The sequence below is a fragment of the [Bacillus] selenitireducens MLS10 genome (assembly GCF_000093085.1).
In the GTDB taxonomy this organism is placed as follows: Bacteria; Bacillota; Bacilli; order Bacillales; family Salisediminibacteriaceae; genus Salisediminibacterium; species Salisediminibacterium selenitireducens.
This window is the reverse complement of sequence record NC_014219.1, coordinates 313,539-333,323: the sequence shown is the minus strand read 5'-3', so window position 1 is coordinate 333,323 and position 19,785 is coordinate 313,539. Positions and strand designations below refer to the sequence as shown.

Annotated in this window: 21 protein-coding genes and 1 riboswitch; of the genes, 8 read left to right on the top strand and 13 right to left on the bottom strand. The window is 53.0% G+C overall.

Features of this window, described 5'->3' with window-relative positions:
* Positions 1-22: 22 nt before the first annotated feature.
* The 11 genes from BSEL_RS01725 to BSEL_RS01675 form a co-directional block, all read right to left on the bottom strand.
* Entirely contained in the window at positions 23-1,369 is a 1,347-nt protein-coding gene (locus BSEL_RS01725; protein WP_013171292.1) for an ABC transporter substrate-binding protein, read from the bottom strand.
* 217 nt (positions 1,370-1,586) lie between these two features.
* Positions 1,587-2,207 (bottom strand): YesL family protein, encoded by a 621-nt coding sequence (locus BSEL_RS01720; RefSeq protein ID WP_013171291.1) that lies wholly within the window; start codon positions 2,205-2,207, stop codon positions 1,587-1,589.
* The gene (locus tag BSEL_RS01715) at positions 2,204-3,232 is read right to left on the bottom strand and encodes a LacI family DNA-binding transcriptional regulator (protein ID WP_013171290.1); all 1,029 of its coding nucleotides are present in this window, start codon (positions 3,230-3,232) and stop codon (positions 2,204-2,206) included. Before BSEL_RS01715 ends, BSEL_RS01720 begins: the two co-directional genes overlap by 4 nt.
* Before the next feature lie 347 nt (positions 3,233-3,579).
* A complete protein-coding gene (locus BSEL_RS01710) occupies positions 3,580-4,506 on the bottom strand; it encodes a hypothetical protein (protein WP_013171289.1) in 927 nt (308 codons plus the stop codon).
* Positions 4,503-5,003: an RNA polymerase sigma factor gene (locus tag BSEL_RS01705; RefSeq protein ID WP_013171288.1), complete on the bottom strand. Its 501-nt coding sequence runs from the start codon at positions 5,001-5,003 to the stop codon at positions 4,503-4,505. The genes BSEL_RS01710 and BSEL_RS01705 overlap by 4 nt, the downstream gene beginning before the upstream one ends.
* 110 nt (positions 5,004-5,113) lie before the next feature.
* Entirely contained in the window at positions 5,114-5,800 is a 687-nt protein-coding gene (locus BSEL_RS01700) for a response regulator transcription factor (protein WP_013171287.1), read from the bottom strand.
* Positions 5,775-7,184, bottom strand: coding sequence for a sensor histidine kinase (locus BSEL_RS01695; protein WP_013171286.1), 1,410 nt, complete (start codon positions 7,182-7,184; stop codon positions 5,775-5,777). The genes BSEL_RS01700 and BSEL_RS01695 overlap by 26 nt, the downstream gene beginning before the upstream one ends.
* Positions 7,181-7,426, bottom strand: a complete 246-nt coding sequence (locus BSEL_RS01690) for an SHOCT domain-containing protein (protein ID WP_013171285.1) — start codon at positions 7,424-7,426, stop codon at positions 7,181-7,183. Before BSEL_RS01690 ends, BSEL_RS01695 begins: the two co-directional genes overlap by 4 nt.
* Positions 7,427-7,501: 75 nt before the next feature.
* Positions 7,502-7,747 carry an SHOCT domain-containing protein gene (locus BSEL_RS01685; protein ID WP_049773505.1) on the bottom strand — a complete coding sequence of 82 codons (246 nt, stop codon included), beginning with the start codon at positions 7,745-7,747 and terminating at the stop codon, positions 7,502-7,504.
* Positions 7,744-8,250, bottom strand: a complete 507-nt coding sequence (locus BSEL_RS01680; RefSeq protein WP_155522684.1) for a hypothetical protein — start codon at positions 8,248-8,250, stop codon at positions 7,744-7,746. The genes BSEL_RS01685 and BSEL_RS01680 overlap by 4 nt, the downstream gene beginning before the upstream one ends.
* An 87-nt stretch (positions 8,251-8,337) precedes the next feature.
* Positions 8,338-9,096 carry an MBL fold metallo-hydrolase gene (locus tag BSEL_RS01675; protein ID WP_013171282.1) on the bottom strand — a complete coding sequence of 253 codons (759 nt, stop codon included), beginning with the start codon at positions 9,094-9,096 and terminating at the stop codon, positions 8,338-8,340.
* 266 nt (positions 9,097-9,362) lie between these two features.
* Between BSEL_RS01675 and BSEL_RS01670 the strand changes: the two genes are divergently transcribed.
* Entirely contained in the window at positions 9,363-9,557 is a 195-nt protein-coding gene (locus BSEL_RS01670) for a hypothetical protein (protein ID WP_013171281.1), read from the top strand.
* Between the two features lie 63 nt (positions 9,558-9,620).
* Here the strand turns inward: BSEL_RS01670 and BSEL_RS01665 are convergent, their stop codons facing one another.
* Both BSEL_RS01665 and BSEL_RS01655 read right to left on the bottom strand, forming a co-directional pair.
* A complete protein-coding gene (locus tag BSEL_RS01665) occupies positions 9,621-9,971 on the bottom strand; it encodes a type II toxin-antitoxin system HicB family antitoxin (protein WP_013171280.1) in 351 nt (116 codons plus the stop codon).
* A gap of 455 nt (positions 9,972-10,426) precedes the next feature.
* Entirely contained in the window at positions 10,427-11,842 is a 1,416-nt protein-coding gene (locus BSEL_RS01655; protein WP_013171278.1) for an MDR family MFS transporter, read from the bottom strand.
* Between the two features lie 166 nt (positions 11,843-12,008).
* Between BSEL_RS01655 and BSEL_RS01650 the strand changes: the two genes are divergently transcribed.
* The 7 genes from BSEL_RS01650 to BSEL_RS01615 all read left to right on the top strand — a co-directional run bounded on the left by BSEL_RS01650 (position 12,009) and on the right by BSEL_RS01615 (position 19,777).
* Positions 12,009-12,299 (top strand): hypothetical protein, encoded by a 291-nt coding sequence (locus tag BSEL_RS01650; RefSeq protein ID WP_013171277.1) that lies wholly within the window; start codon positions 12,009-12,011, stop codon positions 12,297-12,299.
* A gap of 389 nt (positions 12,300-12,688) precedes the next feature.
* Positions 12,689-12,867, top strand: a riboswitch (cobalamin riboswitch).
* 179 nt (positions 12,868-13,046) lie between these two features.
* Entirely contained in the window at positions 13,047-15,230 is a 2,184-nt protein-coding gene (locus tag BSEL_RS01640) for a ribonucleoside-diphosphate reductase subunit alpha (protein ID WP_232970482.1), read from the top strand.
* A gap of 47 nt (positions 15,231-15,277) precedes the next feature.
* Positions 15,278-16,321, top strand: a complete 1,044-nt coding sequence (locus BSEL_RS01635; protein WP_013171274.1) for a ribonucleotide-diphosphate reductase subunit beta — start codon at positions 15,278-15,280, stop codon at positions 16,319-16,321.
* The gene (locus BSEL_RS16890) at positions 16,302-16,778 is read left to right on the top strand and encodes a flavodoxin domain-containing protein (RefSeq protein WP_013171273.1); all 477 of its coding nucleotides are present in this window, start codon (positions 16,302-16,304) and stop codon (positions 16,776-16,778) included. The genes BSEL_RS01635 and BSEL_RS16890 overlap by 20 nt, the downstream gene beginning before the upstream one ends.
* Positions 16,779-16,793: 15 nt before the next feature.
* The gene (locus BSEL_RS01625; protein ID WP_013171272.1) at positions 16,794-18,686 is read left to right on the top strand and encodes an anaerobic ribonucleoside triphosphate reductase; all 1,893 of its coding nucleotides are present in this window, start codon (positions 16,794-16,796) and stop codon (positions 18,684-18,686) included.
* A complete protein-coding gene (locus BSEL_RS01620; RefSeq protein WP_013171271.1) occupies positions 18,683-19,174 on the top strand; it encodes a 4Fe-4S cluster-binding domain-containing protein in 492 nt (163 codons plus the stop codon). The genes BSEL_RS01625 and BSEL_RS01620 overlap by 4 nt, the downstream gene beginning before the upstream one ends.
* A 60-nt stretch (positions 19,175-19,234) precedes the next feature.
* Positions 19,235-19,777: a dihydrofolate reductase family protein gene (locus tag BSEL_RS01615; protein WP_013171270.1), complete on the top strand. Its 543-nt coding sequence runs from the start codon at positions 19,235-19,237 to the stop codon at positions 19,775-19,777.
* Positions 19,778-19,785: the final 8 nt, after the last annotated feature.

Sequence of the window (19,785 nt, the reverse complement as noted above, 5' to 3'; positions counted from 1 at the left end):
CATACCCGCTGACAATCACCTTTTATCGGTTAATACGCTGATTCACACGGTTAAGAACATCTTCCCACTCTTCTTCTGGGTCGATACCGTCATAAACGTTATCCAAACCGGACAGGATTTCACTGTTCACATCACCATAGCTTGGTCCCTGGTAAACGTGCTCACCGTCAAGTGCAGACTGTGCAAAGACCTGAGCCGTTGCCTGGCCACCGAAGTAGTCACTTGTGAAGTTTTGGAATTCATCCATTTCATACACAGAAGGTGCAGATGGGAAGAGACCCATGTTTTCAAACGCCTTTAACTGTTGTTCTGGAGCAAGGAGCCACTCCATGAATGCATATGCTTCTTCAGGGTGCTCTGTCTGGTCAGGCATAGTCATATAAGAACCGCCCCAGTTTCCGCCACCTTCAGGAACCTGGATAATTCTCCACTCCGTTGCGTCAGGCGCGTTATCCTGAATAACACCCTGCATCCAAGCCGGTGCCATCATTGCAGCAAAGCTGCCGTCAGCCATGCCGGATCCCCATTCAGGTGTCCACATGCCGAGATTTTCAACGAAGTCATTGTTGATCATGTCGGACGTACGCATGAATGCGTTACGAACGTAGTCTGTTGTTTCAAGGATCAGCTCATTGTCTTCATTGAAGTAAGACTGTGGAGCCTGGTCACGAAGTGCGTTGTATAACGTTTCCGGGTTTCCGGAAATCGGCTTACCTGTTTCTTCCATGATTGTTGCAGCTGCTTCTTCGTAATCTTCCCACGTCTGAAGCATTGCTTCTAATTCTTCCGGATCAGATGGAAGGCCAGCTTCTTCGAATACGTCAGCACGGTAGAACATAGCCGTTGGGCCTACGTCAGTCGGAAGACCGAAGAGGAAGTCTCCATCGACGTTCTGTGCATTTTCCCATGCCCAGTCAAGATAGTCATCTTCAAGGTCTCCCGCACCCATGTCAAACAGGTTGACGAAACGATCTTCAGCGGATTTGTAGCCATCCATTTCAGATACTTCGATCAATGCAAGGTCAGGTGCGCCGCTTCCTGCTGAAAGTGCAGTGAACAGGTTGTTGTGGTGGTCACCCATTTCGATTTCCTGGAAACTGATGCTGACATTCGGATTTTCTTCCGCGTATTCTTCAGCCAATTCCGGGTAGCCAGTAGCACCGAAGAGCCAGACACTCAGTTCCACGTCTGCATCGTCTGAGCCGACATCAGAAACTTCCGTGTCATCATTCTCGTTGTCTGCGCTTGGGCTGTTTGCATTGTCCGGATCCGGATCTGCATTGCCGTTATTTCCTTCGTCATTGCCGCCGCACGCTGCGAGCATAGCTGACATCCCGATGATGCTTGTTAAATACAAATACTTTTTCATTGTTCATCCCCCTGTGTTGAAAGTAGTTTGCCGACACCGATGAAGATTAAAGAACGAAACGTTTACTAAATCGGTTTCGTGTCTGCCGTAAAAAAAAGAATCCGGCTTCGACGAATCTGCTTGTATGTCTTTACTTTCGTCCGTTTTTCTAAATCGGTTTCGTAAGGCAATTGTAAAACGATCTCCCATGAATGTCAACGCTTTCTTCAAAAAATTATTAATTATTTTTTCCAGCCATGCGTCTGAGCCTGTCCGCCTTCAGCAGAAACACTGCTGTGACAAGGTATGTCATGACACTGGCCGTGAAAAATAAGTGGATTGCAGGGACAATTTGACCTGCATAAATGATAATTCCGAAGGCGATCACCAGCGAAATGGAGTAGATCGGTGAAAGAACAGCCATATAGAACCCCGCACGGATCGTTTCAAAAAACGGCCGGTTTTCGTAAGCAAACGACGCCGGCACGAAAAACAGAAACAGCAGATACAATACTGTCAGTGCCACAATCAGGCCGAGCAGGATTGGCATGAGCGCATGATCCATCCTCAGAACAATGTACAGATCCGCGTAGAGGAAGACTCCTGCGGCCGTGAGTATCAGCATTAAGAGATTGCCTCTGATAAAAGATGATTTATATGCCTCATGAAACACCCGGACATCCGATTCCCTTTCAGGCTCAAGGCGATTCCGGTGCTGGTGGAAATGCACCTTAAAAAGGGCAATGGTAGCCGGCAAAATCCCGAACACGATGAAACCGAGAAGAGAATACCCGACCCACATCAGGTTTAACAAGGCGTAGCGAAAGATCCCTTCACTGAGCTGCTGGATTTTGTTCATCTCATCACACCGGGCTTTTTCGACCCGCAGGACTCCCTGACCACCAGTTCCGGATCGACCTTCAGGGAAGTCTGTTCAATGTGACCGGTAATGAGGTCCTTCAATATAAAGGCCGCCATCCGCCCGATTTTCTGCTTATCCTGTTTAATCGTCGTAAGCGGCGGTTCAACATGCTTCGCAGCGGTGATGTCATCACAGCCGATAATCGCGAAATCATGAATATCGAGCCCCTGATCCTTGATCGCTTTCATGGCACCGAAGGCCATCAAATCCGAAATGGCGAAGATCGCCTGCGGTGTGCGCTCGGAACGCAACAGCTCCTTCATGCAGGCATAACCGCTCTCTTCGAAGAAGTCCCCATACACGAACCACTCTTCAGGAGCCTGAAGCCCGTAAGCCTTAATCCGTTCCCTGAAGCCAGCCTCACGCTGCCTTGATACAAAGGATTCTTTTTCCCCTCCGATAAAAGCAACTTCACGCCGCCCCGTCAGATAGAAGTGTTCGACCGCCATCGAGGACACCTGGATATTGTCCGTCATGATGTATCCTGAATGAGGACCCGTCAGTTCAATGTCGACACCGATACACGGAATCGTGCTCTGATCCAGTTCATAAATCGACGGCTCGACCTGTTCTCCTCCGATAATGATACAGCCGTCCACATTGTAGTGCTGGCAGCGCTGCAGGTAATTTTCGTCGGCTTTATGAAACTTTTCGTTAGAGAAAAACAACAGGTCATAGCCTTCTCCTCCGAGGGTTTTCTTAAACATGTCCACCACTTCAACAAAGAACGGATGATTGAAGTTGGCATTGATGTGACCGGCATAAATCACCCCGACCACTTTCGTCACCTTTTTTACGAGTGACTGGGCTGCATACGAAGGTCTGTAGCCGTATTCGTCCATAATGGCCAGTACACGCTCTTTGGTTTTTTGGCCCACATCATCGTAATTATTAATAATTTTCGATACCGTTGCCTGGGAAACCCCCGCAAGCTTGGCTATTTCTTTAATGGTCATTTTCATGATTACGTACGCTCCTCACGGTTCACTCTCTCGTCATACGAAACAGTTTCAGAAGAACCGCCCTGCATTCATTCCGAAAACTTTCGTTATAAACAGCTTATCACAAGGAAAAGCCTTTTACAAAGGAATTCTCACCGTGTTTATTTCACCCTAAATCGTTTTCGTAAAGCGCTTTATATCCGTGTTTTTGGCGTGTTTTTTCTTTATTGCGACGGTAGTTTTTGTGAATTTCGTTCAACTTTTGAGGCGAAGTTCTCATAAAGAAGTCCCAGATCAGCCAGTCAGACGAAAAACGGCAGCCCGGGATGAGTTAGCCTCCCGGGCTGCCGTTACTTTTTTTGATCGTATTAATAATCCGGCAGGAGCGGGTGCCGGAGAAACGGCCGCTCATAACAGCTCCCGTCTTCGAGGCAAAGCTCTGTTTCCAGCCGGTCGATAAACATATCAAGACCTGCACCGTCCACGACCACATCCAGGTGCCGCTCCAGGGTATCGCCGAACCCGAACATGATCAGCTGCCCGTCTGCGATGAGCGTTTCGAGCTCGTCGAACCCTTCCACGGTCACATCCGCCACGTTTGCTTCCGGACTGAACCCGAGGCCAAACAGATAATACTGTTCACTTTGCCCGTGCCTCGCATCATTCAGCATCGTCATCATGTTCTCTTCCCCGTCATGAAAGGCCCGGAGCGTCGATTCATCAATCTGTATCGAGAACACCTCCAGCAAATACTGTTCATCCTCCGCTCCGGAGTCAATGGTCACCGCACCGGCAAGATGCAGCCGGCGGTGGTCATCCACATAGTAATAGCCGTAAAAGTCATACTTAGCGCCTTCAATCCGCCCAAACCGTTCAATTCCGTCGATCTCATGATTGGCTGCAATCCGCCTGGCAACGTCAGGATCCGGACTCCCGTCAAGAATCACGTCCCCTGCCTCGTGCTGCTCAAAATGGAAGACGAGTGCCGTCTCATCCGGCTCTTTGGGCGCCGTGATGTTGACCTGTTCACCCTGGAAAAACATCGTTTCCTCCATGTCAGAGCTTCCTTCAAGAAGCAGCCACATCACGACAGCAATGACAGGGAACAACAGCACCGTCGCCGCATAGGTCATCCCTTTCCCGGGGGGCAGCCATCTCCCTTTCCGACGTGTGCTCTTAGCGTCGAGTCGCGCTTCTTCCTGCTTCAGTTCATGAAGAATCCCGCGTCGGCTCACGCCTGACAGCCGTCTTTTCGGTTTATTCTTCAGCTCTTCGATCACTGGGTCCCGTTTCACAGCCTATCGCCTCCTCGGTCCATTCGGCTCCTTAATGTACGCAGGGCACGGTGATACGTCACATACACGCCCGTCCGGCTCATGTTAAGCACCGCTGCGGTTTCTGTGGCATCGAGCTCACTGATCCCTCTCAACAGCATCACATCCCGCTGCCTGTCCGGAAGCCGGTGAATCTGATCAAGCAGTTCATCCGCCGTTTCCTGACGAATCACCGCTTCTGACGCATCTGTTCCGGTTTCGTTCTGCCGGTATTCAAGGTGTTCATCACCAACCGGCACATCCCGCTTCTTCCGCCCTCCATCCACGGTAAGACGCCTCGCAATCGTAATCAGCCATGTCTTCGCGGCCGACCGCCCCTCAAAACCGTCAATGGAACGGAGCGCGCGGATAAACGTCTCCTGCACGAGATCCTCCACATCATCACGCCTCGTATAATAGACCAGGAAATGATACACATCATCCGCATGGTCCTCAAACAGTGTTTCAATATCTGACATACTCACGACCTCCCCAACTGCCTTCACCCATTAGACGGATCCGCACTGTGATTTCTTACATCAAAAACACATTTACCATGTCCGCATGCAAAAAAGAAAACGGACGGAAGTCAATGACTCCCATCCCGTTCACTCTCCCACTTATAGCCTTTGCCCCAGACCGTTTTCAAATGATCCTCCACAGGAAAGCCGCTTTTCTTGATCTTCTCCCGCATATTCCGGATATGCGTATCAACGGTGCGCCCCTCGGTCCCGGAGCCAAGTCCCCAGGCCGTTTCAATGATCTCTTCACGTGAAAAGGCCCTGCCTGGGTTCCTGAGAAAGAGGCCGATCGTATCAAACTCTTTCGGGGTGAGATGGATCGCCTCCCCCTCAAATGAAAGAGCGCGTTCCCGGCCGTTCCAGACGAGTCCGCCACAGGCCGCTTCATCCTGCCGTTTCGTTCGTCGGAGAAGGGCGTCCACCCGCGCCATCAGTTCCCCTTCATCAAAGGGCTTCGTGACGTAATCATCAGCCCCGTAGCGGAGCCCCTTGACGACATCTTCTTTCCCGTCACGTGCCGTGAGCATAATAATCGGCACATCCGAAAAAGAGCGGATGTCCTGACAGACCTCCCATCCATTCATCTTTGGCATCATCACATCAAGTATGACGAGGTCCACCGGTTCATCTGCAACGCGGTTCACCGCCGCTTCCCCGTCAGATTCTTTCAGCACCCGGTGTCCGTAAGGCGCAACATACAGGGCCACAAGGTCGAGCATTCGGGTTTCGTCATCCACAATCAGGATCGTCGCCATCAAGAACGTCTCCTTTCGGTATCGTCACCGTCATCACGGTCCCCTTATTGACTTCACTCTTCGCTTCAATCGCCCAGCCGTGCTGATCGACGATCGCCTTCACAATCGACAGCCCAATCCCGCTTCCGCCGGTTTCCCGCGAACGGGACGGATCAGCCCGGTACAGCCGGTCAAACAGATAGGGCAGATGGTGCTTCGCGATCCCGGCTCCTTCGTCAGCAACAGCCAACAGGATACGGCCATCACCGGCACGCGTCAAAGAGACCGTTACCGCCGAATCCTCATCCGAATACCGGATCGCATTATCCGTCAGGTTCCGAAGCACCTGAATGAGACGGCACTCATCGGCTTTCACCCGGATCCGATCCTCGATGTCACCGGCAAGCAGCCTGTTTCGCTCCTTGGCAACCGGGGCAAGATCCCGGCAAAAGCCCCGGAGAACGTCAGAGAGATCAACGGTCCCTTTCTCTATGGCAAACGAATTGGAATCAAGCTTCGCCAGATCAAACAGATCTCCCACGAGACGCGTGAGCGAAGCCGCCTCTTCTTCAATGATCGCCAAATAGCGCGCCCTGTCCGCTTCACCGGTATCCGCCCTCTTCGCCATATCGGCATAGCCTTTGACGTATGTAAGCGGGGTCTTCAGCTCGTGGGCAATGCCTGCGAGGAACTCGTTTCGCTCCTGTTTCACCTTCTCAAGGTCCTGCGCGAGCTGACGGATCGCGAGCTCAAGCTCACCAAGCTCATCATTCCGGTCATACCCGAGGGTGACATGCATCTCGCCTTTAGCCAGGTCACGGGTCGCTTCCGTCATCTGTCTCAGGGGCAGGGATACGACGCGGCTCAGGAAGAACACCGTCACCATCGTCAGAACGACCGACAACAGACCACCGATGACAAACTGATTCGTCAACTGCGAGACCGTTCCAAGGATCATGCCGGACGGAGCCGCCATCACCACGTAACCCGCCACGGTACCGTCAATGGTCACCCGGGATGCAGAGAGGACATGCGTCGCCCCCTGCCAGTTCTCCTCAAGCATCACGCTGTCCGGCCCCGTTTCCGGCAAACCGTCGAGCCAACCGTCCACCGTGATCTCCTCTGGGAAATCCCCGCCCTGTTTCAGAATCTCACCGTCTGTTCCGGTAATCAGCACATCCTGCTCGTTCCCCTGTTCCATCATCACGACATGCGCCATCGTCTCGTCAGTGAAATCCATCGACAGCGCTTCGGCATGGCTTCGCCCCTGTGCGAGCATCCCTTCAAACACCTCATCGACCCGGTCTCCTGCAATGGTCCAATAAAGGGCGAAAAACAGGACCGACTGAATAAGCAGTATAAAAACGAGAAACAGCAGACCGATTTTCACGGACAGCTGCCTCATTGCCGATCCCGCCTTTCACTGTCGAGGATTTTGGCCTTCAGACGGTCGTAATCCTCTTCACTGATCTCGCCTCTTGCGAGCTGTTCGTTGAGAATATCAATCGCCGATTTTCCCTTACCTGAACCTTTCGTAAACGAGCGGATTAAGACGACGGCCAAAATGATCAGGATCAGAACGTACACGCCCATCATCACCGGCATCCACCAGAAGCCGCCCGGTCCTCCGCCTCCCATCATATGCATCACCATCAACCTTTCTGTCGAAAACATAAAAAACGGGACAAAACCGTCACGTTCGATTCTGTCCCGAGTATACCATCAGCGATCCAAAATCGCCCGCTTTTTCCGATTATATTCGTCATCATCGATTTCACCTGAGGCGAAGCGGCTGTCGAGGATCGACAGGGCATCCTGCCTCGCATCTTCCTGGGAAGAGGAGCCCCGTCTGTTCTGTATCAGCTGCCAGACCACATAGACGATGAGGATCACGAGGGCCAGCTGAAACAGCCCCCAGATCCATCCTCCTCCCATCAGGAAGTTCCCGGTATTATAACCATGCATCATGAGGCCTCATCTTCTGTGTCGCGGTCATCCCAGAAGGCCCCCTCTTCAAACGAACGTCCGCACGGCATCGTCCCTTCATTCTCTTCCATAAACTGAATCATTTCGTCACGCTGTTCCTCACTCCAGCCGTTCATCATGCCTCTGCCAAATCCGCGGTTCTCATGAAAGGCTTCCCAGTCTTCTTCGGAATCAAAACCGCGCATCATGCCACCTCCGCGGTGAAAGCGTGTCCCTTCGCTTCCGCGCTCTTCGTAGAAGGCTTCGAGCTCTTCTTCAGACAGACCCATCATACGTCCCGGACCGGCTTCTCCGTCAAATCCAAGCTCTTCATGGAACGCTTCCCACTCTTCTTCGGACTGAAAACCGCCCATGCCTGGCTGTCCGGAAGGACCGCCTCCCGGTCCGAACGCACCTGCAGGACCGGTCATGATCGTGCCAATCAGAATCCCAAGCGCCAATACACCTGTTACCGTAAGCCACGTATTTCGTTTCTTCATCATCATTCATTTCCCCTTTCAATTGGTTATGGCTTTATCTTACCGGCCAATTGTCAAGAATTTATGGAGATGATCAAGACATTGAAAAAATAATCAATAGGACCGGGACTCGCCGTCGTCCGGAATCCATAAACGCTCCGCCATTCCCTCCTCTTCGGAAAACCGGCGAAGCTCCATGCGTGAGAGCGTCCAGTGATTCACCGCTTCCATATGAACAGCGACAAGATCACTCGCCGGCGAAGCCTTGTGCACGTCTAAGATATCTTTTTTGCCCATCACGAGCGACCCGCCTGTGTGAAACTGATTGTCCCCGCCGTTCACGACGATCACATCCGGCTCGTGACGGCGAATCGTCTCCGCGACACCCTCATACCAGACCGTGTCTCCCGTAAGATACGTCACCGGTTCCGACGGGTGCTTGAGCACAACACCTGAGACGTGACCGAGGTGATTCAGTATTTCTCCTCTTCCGTGTTGGGCCGGGGTCACGGTAAGCTGTATCCCTGCCCACTTCGTCTCCGGCCTCAGCACCCGGACATCCCGGAAGCCCTGGTTCTTGATCGCCCGCTGATCCTCTTCATTCTGACAAAAGAGCGACACGTCTTTCGGCAAATGATCCACCGCAGCCTGATCCCAGTGATCCGCATGGAGATGTGTCACAATCACCGCATCGATTTCAACAATCTCCTCAATCGGAACAGGCAACTCAACGAGGGGATTTCCTTCTTCTTCTCTCGGACTGTTTCGAAAACCGGGCATCGTGCCTTTAGGTGACAGCATCGGGTCAACGAGCAGCCTTTTCCCTGCGATCTGTATGATCACAGTGGCATTTCGGATCAGTTGAATATGCATCGTTAACGTCTCCCTTCTCGTTCTTTCTTGTTCCCTATACCCGAATGATCTTCAAATGTATCCGCCGCCTTTTCCGCAACGCAACAATCCTGCCCTTTCTTTTTATGTATATATTTACCTCCCATCGTCATCCGTGCTATACTGAACGCATCCGTTACCGGATCAAGCGGGTTGGCGCCGACAGCTGTGTTACCGGACTCAGATGAATTCGGGCATGAAGTCTGTGACGCCGGCCCCGAGTCTTTTTTCGTCAGGAGGCCGGATACATGTTCAGAGACAGACTGCTTTTTCTTCTCTTCTTTCTTCTCTACACCTTTTTAAGCTATCAGTTTTATGTCGCGTTTCTCGAGCGCTATCTGATCGCGTATGAGCTGATCCTGCTGTTTATCGTGCCACCGCTCCTGATTCCCGTGTTGATCGTGCTCGCCAATGTTTCGAAGAATTATGTCCTCGGGCAATGAGGCTTTCAAATAAGAGAAGAATCCCCTCGCCGGCAACCTGGTAAGGGGGTTCTTCTCTTTCTGTCATTTACTCAATTTGGAGATCAGGTATTGATTTAATGAGACCCCTTCCAATTTTGCGGCACGACTTAAATCCCTGTGGAGACTCTTCGGCATGCGAAGCCTGACGTTACCACTGAAATGATCATCCCCAACCGGCTCCGGAATCGCATCTCCATCCTCAAGCATGTCTTCGATATAACTTTCCATCACTTCATTGACCATCTGATGCGCTTCTTCTTGCGTCTCTCCTGTAGCTATGCATCCGTCGAATTCCAATACTCTGGCCACATAATAGTGACCCACCTCATCACGAACCGCGTTCGTTACGATATGATAAGGCTTGTTCAGAATATCTCTGACTTCTTTTTTCACTTATGCTCATTATTTTAATGGCATTCGGGGTTTGTGTTGAAACGGTGATGGCAATTATGCTTCACCTATTCTTTTCAGCAGTTCTTTAATCAAATAAGACTTCAAAGGTTTTTGCCTCTGTAAAGGCCATCGATCACCGGTTTGATCATTTTTATCAGGTGATGACTTCCCTTGACCCTGCAATCTGTATCCTTAAGCGTCAACGACCCACCACTTAACGACCTCGCGGTCTGTTTGAAGTGGGGGCTTGTAGCACACGCCAGTTATATACTGAGTGGTGGTTTCTTCCGAAAGGAAGAACTGCTCTTCTTCGGAAGGGTGGTGCAAGTGGGAAAACGATAGTACGTCGCCAGTACCAACCAAAAACAGTGATTTGAGAAGAATCATGCAGAGCGTCAACCTTTGCAAGAAAAGACCTGCATGGCTATCTCAAGCCCCCGCTAAAACGTTGTACCTCAGTGGGGGTTCGTTGACTCCTCCACCTCTTGCCGCTTAGGCGGATTCTTCACAAACATCGCGATCACAAAGCCGATAAAGGCAAGGAATGTGGCAACCCAGAAGGAGAAGTTCACGCCCTGGATCATCGCCTCGTTCATCGTCCGCCCGTTGGAGGAAAAGGCGGCACCGACGGTCATCACCGTGACAAGGAAAGCCGTTCCAAGGGAGCCGCCGACCTGTCGGAGCGTGTTATTCATCGCCGTCCCGTGCGGAATGAGGCGTTCAGGGAGCTGATTTAGGCCCGCTGTTGTAATCGGCATCATTACCATGGCAAGACTCATCATGCGAAAGGCATGGACCGTTGTCATATAGAGAAACGACGTGTCCTCCGTAAGACGCGTAAACAGAAACGTCATCACCGTCAAGAGCGCCATTCCCGATATCGAGAGCCAGCGCGCCCCGACCTTGTCGAAGATGCGCCCTGTAATCGGGTTTAAGAGGCCCATTAACAGTGCACCGGGCAAGAGCATGAGCCCGGACTGAAAGGCGGAGAATCCAAGCATATCCTGCATGTAAATCGGCAAAATCGTCGCCGCTCCGATCATCGACATGAAGACAACGATCCCGATGACGTTGCTTAACGCAAAAATCGAATAGCGAAACACCCGAAACTCGAGAATCGGCTCCGGAATCCGCAGCTGCCTCAAAATAAACCAGGTGAGGGTCACACCGCCGACACCAGTGGACACGAGCACTTCCCAACTCGTCCATCCGGTTGTTCCCGCATAGCTGAAGGCAAACAGCAGCCCGCCAAAGCCGAACGTCGAGAGCATGATCGATTTGATGTCGATCGTCGGAAAGGTCTGCTTTGTCACGTTCTTCAGCACAAAATACGCGACGACGAGGTCAATCAGGGCAATCGGAAGCACGATAAAAAACAACAGCCGCCACGGATACTGATCAACGATAAAGCCTGAGAGCGTCGGGCCGATTGCCGGTGCGAATGCGATGACAAGGCCCACGAGTCCCATCGCCTGCCCGCGTTTCTCCACGGGGAAAATCATAAACAGCACCGTCTGCATAAGGGGAATCATGATGCCCGCACCACTCGCCTGAATGATCCGTCCCAAAATGAGCGTTTCGAAGTTCGGGGACAGACCCGCCACAAGCGTCCCCAAGGCAAAGAGACTCATCGCCGTCATAAAGAGCTTTCTCGTCGTAAATTTGCCAATCAGAAAAGCGGTGATGGGAATCATAATCCCGTTCACCAGCATGAAGATCGTATTCACCCACTGGGCCATGTTCGCGTTGATGCCAAGATCCCGCATAATCGGCGGAATGGCCGTCACCAGAAGGGTCTGATTCAAAATCGCCACAAAGGTCCCCGTGAGAAGCACGGCGACAATGGGGAATTTCCGTACATCATCGGGCATAGTCAAACAGCTCCTGCATCTGTCAGTCTCTGTTCAGTATACCGTATTTGTTACGGGTTCCGAAAGAAGTCTGCTTGCAAGGCGATCACCGGTCATGACTTGTCCGTTTTTTCCTGAGATGCTAAACTGGTAAAAGATTGGATCACTATCATGCAAGGAGGCTGCCATGCCTGAATCGCTTTTTTCCGACATCATTGCACCTCTGCTTCTGCTTCTCATTGTGCTCGCACCCGTCCTGACTTCACGGCGCCGCGCACCAATGGAGACAGCTCTGCAAACCCGGAACCTGTTTGCATCCCGCTGGTTCGGATATCCTCTGATCGCGCTTTTGCCCATCGGGTTTTTCGCCACGTCGCAGATCATCTGGACGATCACACTGGCGTTTACCGCCGCGTTTGGCGTTTCACTCGCGGCCCATGCATTCAGAATGGTCTTCACGAAACGGACGTTTGACTGAAGAATCTGATCCTTGGCCCATTCCACACGCCCCCAAAGGAAAGGAGCCCGCCTGTGCACCCCTTTATCTCGAACATGCTGATGATTGCCGTCACCTTCGCCCTGGCCCTCCTCTTCTTTACCGTATACGTCGGGATTCCAATCGGGCGCTTCACCTTCTGATGCTCGTCACCGCAGCTTATGCCGTCAGACAAAACACCCTCGCTCTTCGGCGTCTGCGAACCCCCCATATGCGCTGATCCCCAAAACGGGGATCTTTTTACGGATCCACACCCCGTGACAGGTCTTTCAGACGATCTTCGAAAACAAGACTTGTCTTTTATCCAATCATCCGTTACACTGTGAAACATAGAAGATATTGATTACAAAGCATTTTAACACACAACATATAGTATGACCCGTGATTATGGTGTCCACGCGACTGAAAAGGGAATCCGGTGAAAAACCGGAGCTGTTCCCGCAACTGTAAGTGCTGACAACTCACACGTATCCACTGCCTGTTTCGGGTGGGAAGGGTGTGAGGCGGCTGACGCACGAGCCAGGAGACCTGCCATGATCCACGTAAGATCATCCTCTTCGGGAACTGGGAGGGTGGATCAAGGCTCGTTTCGGCTTCCCTGTCCTGCGCTTCGTTTTTCCGTGTCTCCCTGCGCAACCTGACAACCGCCTGCAAAGCTTCGATCTGCCAGCCCGTTTCCTCCCGAGAGGAAGCGGGTTTTTCTGTATGTACGAAATGGAGCGGATGACGATGAGTATACGAATGGAACAAACAACAAGACAGACACAGATGCAGGATGCCCTGAACCGCGTATCCATGTCGGAACCTCACTGGACTTATAAGGCAGCCGCCCTATTCGCAGAGGATCTCTATGAATCAGCCGCCAAAACGCGGCATTTGAACACCGGTGAGGCCTATGAAGATTTCCCCGGTCTGATCTTTGAAGGAGTCCGCCTCGGCCTCTACGACAACCGGCTCACCGAGTATTATTCCCCCGCTGAGCTTGATGAAGCGGCTTCGATGCTCAACCCTGATCAGGACCGTCTCTTTACGTATCCCGGGCTGTTTCTGCTTGCCGACCGCTATTTGACACGGACGACAGACGGGGAGCTGTTCGAACTACCTCAGGAGCGGTTTCTCGTCATCGCCCTTGTGCTGATGATGCACGAACCGCAGGAGAAGCGCCTCGCCCTCGTCCGGGAAGCTTACTGGGCGATGAGTCATCTCTATATGACCGTCGCCACGCCGACCCTCGCCAATGCCGGCAAGAGCCACGGTCAGCTCTCCTCATGCTTCATTGACACCGTCGATGATTCTCTCGACGGTATCTACCTGAACAACTGGGACATCGCCCGCCTCAGTAAAGACGGCGGCGGGATCGGTGTCTATTACGGCAAGGTAAGAGCCCTCGGTTCAGACATTAAGGGATTTAAAGGGAACTCATCCGGCGTCATCCCATGGATCAGACAGCTGAACAACACCGCCGTCAGCGTCGATCAGCTCGGACAGCGGCAAGGGGCGATCGCCGTCTACCTCGACGTCTTTCATAAAGACATCATGAACGGCTTTCTCGATCTGAAGACGAACAACGGCGACGAGCGTCGGAAAGCTCACGACATCTTCACCGGCGTCTGTCTTCCGGATCTCTTTATGAAGAAACTTGAAGAAACCGATGAAAACGGCCGAAGCATCGGTGAATGGCATGTGTTCTGTCCCCATGAGGTCAAACAGATCATGGGCTGGAAAGACAAGGACGGCAACCCCCTCGGACTCGAAGATTTCTTCGACGAAGCGGACCGTCCCTATTTTACAGAGAAATACGAAGAAGCAGTCCATCATCCTCTTCTTCCAAGAGAGACATACAGGGCGATGGATATCATGGCCAGAATGATGGTCTCCCAACTCGAGACCGGCACCCCGTACTTCTTTTACCGGGATGAGGTCAACCGGCAAAATCCGAATAAAATCGCCGGCGAACCGGGACGCACAACGATCTATTCAAGCAACCTCTGTACAGAAATTGCCCAGAACATGTCCCCTTCCGTCATTACAAAGGAATACGAGACAGAAGAGGGCGATCAGGTCATCGTCCGAAAACCCGGGGACTTTGTCGTCTGTAATCTCTCCTCGGTTAATCTCGGGAACGCAGGAGACCCGGACATTTTAAAGCGGCTCATTCCAATTCAGATGCGCATGCTCGACAATGTCATCGATTTGAATCAGCTTCCTGTCCAGCAGGCCCGCCGTACCAACAGCCGTTACCGGGCCGTCGGCCTCGGCACATTCGGCTGGCATCACTATCTGGCGAAGAATCAGATCCATTGGGAATCCGACGAAGCCGTCCAGGAAGCAGACCGGCTGTATGAAACGATCGCGTACCTGGCCATTGAAGCATCCGCGGCACTCGCGAGAGAAAAAGGCGCCTATCCGGCCTTCAAAGGCTCCGAGTGGGAAAGCGGCCGTTATTTTGAACGGCGGGGATACACCTCCGCCAACTGGCAGACGCTTAAAAAGACCGTTAGTGAAAGCGGGGTGCGAAACGGCTGGATGATGGCCGTGGCACCCAACTCGTCCACTGCCAAAATCGGCGGATCCACGGACGGGATCGATCCGCTTTACGCCGTCGAGTTCGCTGAAGAAAAGAAGAACTTCAAGTTTCTCGTCACCGCACCGGAACTCGATCACAACACGTACCCGTACTACCAAAAAACCCGCCACACCCTCGATCAGACGTGGAGCATCAGGCAAAACGCCGCGCGACAGAAACACATCGATCAGGGCGTGAGCTTTAATCTGTACGTCCACCACGCCATCCGGGCCAAAGAGCTGCTTTCGCTGCATCTCGAGGCGTGGAAACAGGGACTCAAGACGACGTACTATATCCGAAGCACGTCCCAGGAAGAGATCGAGAGCTGTGACGTCTGTGAGAGCTGAACGTGTTCATTGATACGCCAAACCATGACCAAGGAGTGAGAAACACCATGATCCATGAACCGATGATCCGCATTCCCCTTCTGAATCCCACGCATCCGAACCGCTCGACAGGGCTTATTCAGGGTGAGGCCTCGGGGATTTTGAACTGGAACGACATTGCCTATCCCCATATGTACGATCTCTATCAGACCCTGCTCGCGAACTTCTGGAAGGCCCAGGAGATCAACATGCAAGATGACATCAAGCAGTGGGCTGAGCTGACGCCGGCGGAGCAGGACGTCTTCCTGCGGATCAACACCCAGCTCGCCTCCCTCGACAGCCTTCAGACGCCAACGATGAGCCAGGTGATGGACTACGTCACCGATCCTTCCTTCAAAGCGATCTTCGCCATCGTTGCCCAACAGGAGGCCGTGCATAACGAATCGTATTCATACGTACTCAGCTCGCTTGTAAACCAGCAGGAACAGACTCGGCGCTTTCAGGAAGCGAAAGAGGATCCACTGATCCAGCGGCGCAACGATGTGATTCTGAGCGCCTATGAACGCTTCCGACAGCATCCGTCTCCACAGCACCTCTTCGAACTGGCGGTGCAGTCTTTGAACCTTGAAGGCGTCTATTTCTATGCCGGATTCGCCTTCTTCTATCACCTCGCCCGCCAGCAGAAGATGATGAAGACGAGCACGATGATCAGCTATATCCAGCGTGACGAGATGCAGCACGCGTATTTCATGTCCCAGTTCGTCCGCATTCTTCTGACCGATCACCCGGAACTCAATACCCGCGAGAATGTGCAATATGTGTATGACGCGATGGCAAGTGCCGCAGGGCTCGAACAGGAATGGGCTGCCGTCATCCTCGCAGACATCGACGGCATCGACCTCGGCGAATTCAACGGCTATGTGGAATACCTCGTCAACAAACGGCTTCGTCAGCTCGGGCTTTCGAACCTCTTCCCGGAGCGGGACAACCCGATGCCGTGGATTCACGTCTTCAGTGATACGATGATGAACCAGACGAAATCAGACTTCTTTGAGCAGAAATCACGCAGCTACACGAAAGTGACCTCAGACAATGGCTTTGACGAACTGTAATCGTCGTCCTGTCATTCTCTGTTACAGCCAAACGGGGAATACGGCTGCGCTCGCGGAACAAATCCGCGAGCTCGCCGGACATCCGGATCCTGCCGTCCATCTCAATCCCCATCCGGATGATATCAAAACGGTCATGAACGGAGCAACGTCTCTCATGATCGGTACATACAGCTGGGGAGACGGGCAGATCCCCGAACGTTTTCTTCCTGTTCTTGAAGCCGTCATCACCCACATGAAGCAAGATGTCCCTGTTGGCGTGTTCGGCACAGGGGACCGTTTCTATCCGTCTTTTTGCGGCGCCGTTGATGAACTGAGCGCGCGTCTCAGTGAGCATGTTGACGTCTTGGCAACTCTCAAGATCGAACTCATGCCACAGGCCGGTGACACAAACGCCATCCGGTCGTTTCTGCATCAGCTTCACACAGGCACAGATCCCATAACTGACAATGATTCATAAGGAGGGCTATGATCCATGACTGATCTGTATACATCTGCGAAAGCCCCTCACCAGGATACACACCACGACCCGATTATGACCGAACTTAACCGTGTGACCCGCTCCAAGGACCCGGCTGTGACGAGAGAGAACGCCAACGTCGACAGCACCTCACCGAGCGGGATGATGAACCGGTTTGCCAGCATTGCTGCAAGAGCCTATGCAAGGGAACATCTCCTCAGTGACGAGACGCTCCGGGCCATTGACGACAATCTGATCCATATCCATGACCTCGATTATTACGTCACCGGCACGACGACGTGCTGTCAGATTCCCCTGGGGAAACTGCTTGCAACAGGCTTTGATACCGGACACGGCTTCATCCGACCGCCCCAGTCGATCACCACGGCCCTTTCCCTTGCCGCGATCATCTTTCAGAGCAACCAGAACCAGCAGCACGGCGGACAGAGCTATCAGGCCTTTGATCACGACTTGGCGCCATACGTCACAAAGACAAACGAACGCCACCTGAACCGGCTTCGTGACGAGCGCCCCGATCTCACCGAAGACGAACGAAAGGCCCGCGCCTGGCAGCAAACCGACCGGGACGTCTATCAGGCCTGCGAGGCGTTCATCCATAACCTGAACAGCCTTCATTCGAGAAGCGGCGGACAGGTGCCTTTCACGTCCATCAACTACGGTACCGATACGTCAAAAGCAGGGCGGCTCCTCATCCGTAATCTTCTGCATGCCACTTTAAGGGGCCTCGGCAACGGCGAGACGCCGATTTTCCCGATTCAAATCATGAAACTCAAAGCCGGCGTGAACTTAAAACCGGGTGATCCGAATGAAGACCTGTATCAGCTTGCCCTGAAGACAACCGGCAAGCGGCTCTTCCCGAACTTCAGCTTTCTCGATGCGCCGTTTAACGCTTCCGCCCTTGATGAGGCAAGACCCGAGACGGAAGTCGCCTATATGGGCTGCCGGACGCGTGTCATGCAAAACCGGCACGGCGACGACCAGAGCGTCGGCCGCGGCAATTTGTCGTTTACGAGTATCAATCTTGTCCGCCTCGCGCTGACGAGTCCGGACACGACGGCGTTCTTTCATCGTCTGGACAACACCGTTCATCTCGTCATCCGCCAGCTCCTTGAACGCTTCCGCTACCAGTGCAGCCAGCCACCGGCGTCTTTCTCGTTTCTCTTCGGTGAAGAACTCTGGCACACGAGCGGCACGCTCAAGAACGGCGCTTGTCTGGCAGACGTCCTCAAACACGGGACGCTCAGCATCGGTTTTATCGGTCTCGCCGAAGCCCTCGTCGCCCTGACAGGGTCCCACCACGGGGAAGGTGACAAGGCAGAGGCGCTTGGCCTCTCCATCGTTCGCCGGCTTCGCACCCTCTGTGATGAAGCGAGTGACACCCATGATATGAACATCACCCTGATCGGTACGCCGGCAGAAGGCTTGAGCGGACGCTTTGTCAAACACGACCAAAAGCAGTTCGGGACTATCCCCGGCGTCACAGACCGGGCTTATTACACCAATTCCTTTCATGTCCCGGTCTACGCGCAGACGACCATTGCGGAGAAAATCCGGATCGAGGCCCCGTATCATGCGTTCACCAATGCCGGGCACATCAGCTACATCGAAGTGGACGGGGACGTCAGCGGTAATCTGAAGGCGATGGATCAGATCGTGCAGCATATGGCAAGGTCCGGCATGGGCTACGGGAGCATCAATCACCCCGTGGACCGCTGCCTCACCTGCAGCCACACGGGACCCATTGACACTGAATGTCCATCTTGCGGCAATGACAATCCGGATCAGATCGAGCGGATCCGCCGGATTACCGGCTACCTCGTTGGCAGCATGTCGCGCTGGAATCCGGCAAAGACCGCCGAAGAAGAGGACCGGGTGAAGCACCGATGACGACGGCGTTTGTTTTGGATATCCGCCACGATTCCGTCGTTGACGGACCTGGACTGAGGAGCGTCGTCTTCTTTGCCGGTTGCCCGCACCACTGCCTCGGTTGCCACAATCCGGACTCTTGGATCCGTGAAAACGGTTCGGAACAACCCGTCTCTGCCATCATTGATACGCTACTTCAGAACCCGCTCAGTGACGTGACGCTGAGCGGTGGTGAACCTTTCGAACAGGCACAAGCGGCGGGGTTGATCGCAAAAGCATGCCAAAAAGCCGGCAAAGACGTCTGGGTCTTTACCGGCTGGACACTTGAGGCGCTTTTGGATCGGGATGATCCGGCTACGGATCTTCTTTTAGTCAATACCGACACGCTGGTGGACGGCCCTTATGAACAAAACAACCCCGACACCGGCCCTGCTTTTCGCGGAAGCACGAACCAGCGGATCCTCACGGGACCGTTCAGAAAACCGCACGTTTTGTTCCCGCCCTTGTGAAGAGGGCGGGTTTTCTGCATACTGAAGGCATGATAACGTTATAAAAAGGAGTCCTGCCCCATGCCACAAACCAGAAACGTGACCCTCTTTATCGCCATGAGCCTCGACGGCTGCATCGCCACATCCGACCACTCGCTTGATTGGCTCGAACAGGTCGAAGGAGAAGGCGACAACGGCTATGAGAAGTTTTACAGCACCGTCGATACCGTCCTGCTCGGCAGGAAGACATACGATTGGATCCGGCAATTGGCGCTTCCCGCCTTCCCCTATGAAGGGAAATCCGCTTTTGTCTTCTCAAGGGACCATCACCCCGAAAACGATGACGTTCACTGGATCAATGAAGATCCTGTTTCCTTTGTCCGCAGCCTGAAGGCATCTGACGGCGGCACAATCTGGCTTGTCGGAGGCGGCGAACTTGTGAAGACGCTGTATGAAGCGGGATTGATTGATTCGTACATCATCACCATCGCACCGGTGCTTCTCGGAAACGGAATACCGCTGTTTTTGACCAACAGCCGTCATCAGGAACTCGAGCTCCTCAATTCCGAACGGTACGGTCAGTTTATTCAGCTTTATTACAAGCGAAAGACCCGGCCTGACTGACAGGACCG